Source organism: Aeromonas finlandensis, from assembly GCF_000764645.1.
GTDB lineage: Bacteria > Pseudomonadota > Gammaproteobacteria > Enterobacterales > Aeromonadaceae > Aeromonas > Aeromonas finlandensis.
The window spans coordinates 1-3,681 of record NZ_JRGK01000210.1 but is presented as its reverse complement, the minus strand read 5'-3'; the positions used below and the strand labels follow the sequence as shown (position 1 = coordinate 3,681).

4 protein-coding genes and 1 pseudogene are annotated in these 3,681 nt (G+C 44.3%); all 5 read right to left on the bottom strand.

The genetic code is table 11. From position 1 onward, the window contains the following. Nucleotides 1-1,385 (bottom strand): motility associated factor glycosyltransferase family protein (locus LD28_RS0112750; RefSeq protein ID WP_033137341.1); only part of this gene is annotated, 1,385 nt, incomplete at its 3' end. 6 nt (nucleotides 1,386-1,391) lie between these two features. Further along, on the bottom strand, nucleotides 1,392-1,691 hold the full coding sequence (locus LD28_RS0112745) for a hypothetical protein (protein WP_033137340.1): 300 nt from the start codon (nucleotides 1,689-1,691) through the stop codon (nucleotides 1,392-1,394). Further along, complete coding sequence (fliS, locus tag LD28_RS0112740; protein ID WP_033137339.1) at nucleotides 1,688-2,110, bottom strand: flagellar export chaperone FliS; 423 nt, start codon at nucleotides 2,108-2,110, stop codon at nucleotides 1,688-1,690. The genes LD28_RS0112745 and fliS overlap by 4 nt, the downstream gene beginning before the upstream one ends. A 25-nt stretch (nucleotides 2,111-2,135) precedes the next feature. Further along, entirely contained in the window at nucleotides 2,136-3,545 is a 1,410-nt protein-coding gene (gene fliD, locus LD28_RS0112735; protein WP_033137338.1) for a flagellar filament capping protein FliD, read from the bottom strand. Between the two features lie 27 nt (nucleotides 3,546-3,572). Then, a pseudogene (locus tag LD28_RS23960) lies at nucleotides 3,573-3,681 on the bottom strand (flagellar protein FlaG); the annotation flags it as partial.

The window sequence follows — 3,681 nt, the reverse complement described above, 5'->3', positions numbered from 1 at the left end:
GAATGATGCTTATCGGCGAACTTATATCCATTATCAATACCAAATAGATAAATATCCTTGAAGCCAAGCAAAGCTGCGTAATTAAGCCCCGTATTACCAACAAATGGATTTGAATACTCGATTGAATCAAACTCAAACTGTTCACCCAAGTGAGTGGTCAGCAGTTTATACATGGGTTCATTTGGTTTAAATGCTAACCCAGTTTTACGGAAAAAAGTTTTGCACTCGGGATGAATCACATCGACGCTTAAAAAAACGCTATCCTTGAGGAATTCACCAGCATCTAGAATATGCAAAAAATCCGCTGAACTCTTGGTGCGCTCAACAGCAACATAAATATCTGGCTTTATCCCTGCTTTATAAAGTGCACTGACTGCGGTGCCACAGGCGATAATGATGGCCTGACGTTGATGATCACGAATAAAATCAATGCTTTGATCTAACGATGGTCCGTTTCCAACAACAAATACAGGTATGGTCGAGGATGAAGATGTATCACGTTGGCTCTGAAGAAATGGTGTGCCATCTTGCAGATGAGTATGGCTATGAGCTAATGCATACACATTATCATCAAAAAACCCCCACCCAGTACGAAGCAAGTAGAACTCATTTTCAACCTGGTTGATAAGTGAGTGCAACTTTGTAGAATGATAATGGCAGAATGAAAAATAAGCTGCAGACCAGAATGCACCTTTACGATGAAGCGCTTCCATCATATCTGCTGCTAATAATTTCTCATCAACTCCTATAAATAAATGTAAGCTTAAAGACTCTTGCTCCATATAATTCAACAGAGAGCTCCAGTCAAAGCAATATAAAGATGCATAAAACATATCAAGATCTGGTTCGAAGGCAAACAAGTTCTTTACTTTGCATCGTTCGTATAAATAGCCAAGCTGATAACCCAAACCTATACCATACATCAAGGATAAGGGGATATCCATTGATAGTGCACTCTTGAGTGGTAACCCTTCGAGCGCTGATTGCTGTTTAAGCTTGGATATTTCGTTGTTATACTTTATATGTATTTGATCATCAAAATACCACTGCGGTGCAAAATCAATACACTGCAAAACACTTTGATCAATTACTTCATCAATTTGTGATTCAGCATCTGAGAATGGATCATCACCGTATAAAGAAACTTGCTCATCAAGCCACAATACGTTAGGTATACCATTTTCATTGCAAAAAAAACGGAATGGCCGTACCGGTTTATATGATTCAAAAAAATCATATATGCTTGGCATAAATTTTTTAAAGGCATCCATGTTCATTGCAAAACGAACAGGCAACACCTCCAACATGGCAATTTCCTGTTGCTTTTGCTTCTCAAGACGAACAAGTTCACTTTCGATATTTGTAATTTCTTTTTTAATATCCATGCCTGCCTAACCTGCGTTCAGCTTGTAAATATCAGATGCACGACCTGCTTTTGAAAATTTCCACAAAGCTGCTTCTGTCTGATTCTTTGCATGTTCTATCCGCTCATGGAGAGTTTGAAACTGCACCAATGCTTGTTGGTGATCCATATCAAGAACCATACGTGGCTGGATATGCTGGAAAACAGAATCAAGGAGAATTAGATAATGATCGATCAACTGTTCAGCCGTTTGTACATCCTCCTGTTCGAACAAGGTAAGTAATTCTTGACCAGCTGCGATTAATTCTGGCAAACAGTTATTATTCATTCGGCTCGGCCCACTTTTTGTTGAGCCAAGGCCTTATCACGCTCCTCAACAGGAATGGCATCCCAACCGCTTTTAACTGTCAGCATCAGATTCATGACCTCATCGACTGCAGTAATATCCATGTCACGGCTGGCATCCATCATCCGGGCTTTCATGTAGTCATAAAGAGCAAAAAGATCTTCGGGAACCTTGCCATAAGAGAGATCAAGTGAATCTTGCAGTCCGTTGATAATGGCCATTGTTTTGGAGATAAACTGGGATTTTTGCTCAAAATCTCGACGTTCAATAGCACCACGAGCCTGCGCTAGGCGCTCTAGGCAACCTTGCATCAAAAGTTGAATCACGCGGTAAGGATCGGCAACTGCCAATTCGGATTGCAGATTCTGGGTGGTATAGGCTTTAATATTTTTACGATACATATGAGACACCACTCATCACTTCAAATTAACTATTTTTGGTATTCAGCAGATTCAAATATGAAGCCGACTTGTTCATCTTGGCCAGCATGGCATCCAGGCTTCCGTAACGGGCACGCAAGGTCTCCTGATACTTGGTCAGCTGAGTGGCAACATCAGACTCTTTGCGGCTCACTTCGCGTAGATCGGAATTCAGCGAGTCTTCCCGTTTAGCAAGTAAACCACCGGTCTTGGAGTAGGTTTCCAGCTGGTTGGCCAGCTGACCTGCGACCCCATCCTTGCCACCAAAAACCGCAACTACCTGATCGAAATTCTTGTCGATAGCCTCGTTGAACTTGGTATCGTCGATAGACAATACCCCCTTGTTATCCATCTTTATACCCATCTGGAAAATCGTTGAGTAAGTGGAGGACTTTTGCGAGGGCTCGGTGATGATGCCATTCATCATATTAACCACGGCACGCGTCGTCGCATCGCCAGCCAGAGCACCGCCATCATTCTGGCTCTTCCCTGCCACAATCGAGTTTCGCTTGCCTAGCTCATTGCTTTTCTTCACCAGCGCGTTGTAGCCGTCGACAAAGCTTTTGACCATATCCTTGATGCCAGCTTTATCGGTTGTCACGTCAACCTTGTTCGAGCTGTAGGTCTTGACCGGATTACCGCTGGCATCGGTAGAGGTTGTGCTATCCGACTCCCGTAACACAGTCAGTTTGAGTCCTACAATAGTGCCATCGAAGGTATTGGACGAACTGGTAAGAGTATTGCCATCAACAGTGATCTTGGCATCTTGAGCATCTTGGCGCTTGGTCAGCTTGGACACCAGATTATCGGTCAAGTCCGTATTGCTGCCGGTGATCTGCAGATCCTTGCCGCTGCCGCTGACCCCGGAATCGATCATCAGCTTGGATTTACCATCGGAGGTATTGACGATGTTGACGCTCAGACCGAAATTGTCAGCGTCATTGTTGATGCGTTTACGAATGGACTGTAGCGAATCCCCTGCCTTCACATCGACATCGAAGGTCTTGTCACCAGCCTTGAAGGTAAGTTTCCCATCCTGAGTGATGAGCGGAGTCGTCGATGAGTCGAAGGTACCGTCAAATTTGCTGGTCTTCGCCAATTGTTCGACGCTGATATCATATTGTCCGTTTGAAGCGCCCGCCTTACTCTCCACCTTGAGAACGGGTTTGTCTTTGTCCTGGGTAATATTGATCGATCGTTTGTTGAACGCATCATCTTTGGACATGGCCTGGAGTGTCGTAACAAAAGAGGAGATGGCCGATTTCAACTGTCCAACCCCTGAGAGAGTGATCTGGGCATTGGTCTTTTTGGTGGTGATGGGCTGCATCAGCTGCGCCTTCTTGGCATTGACGCTCGCAGCAATGACAGACTCCAAATCCAGTCCAGAGCCCGCACCAGCAGACGTAATAGTGGCCATTCTCACTCTCCTCGTAAAACTTGCGTATTAAATCTCTTTGTCAAGCAATAATCCGACTCTTGAGCCACCACCTATTACATCGCCTTCACGCAGATCCTTGATCCGTTTGCTGATTGCCAGCAGTTCTTCACTAGGG

Bases quoted from the DNA above. Each gene is read 5' to 3' on its own strand.
- LD28_RS0112745 (WP_033137340.1), bottom strand. From the start codon at position 1,691: ATGAATAATAACTGTTTGCCAGAATTAATCGCAGCTGGTCAAGAATTA.
- fliS (WP_033137339.1), bottom strand. From the start codon at position 2,110: ATGTATCGTAAAAATATTAAAGCCTATACCACCCAGAATCTGCAATCC.
- fliD (WP_033137338.1), bottom strand. From the start codon at position 3,545: ATGGCCACTATTACGTCTGCTGGTGCGGGCTCTGGACTGGATTTGGAG.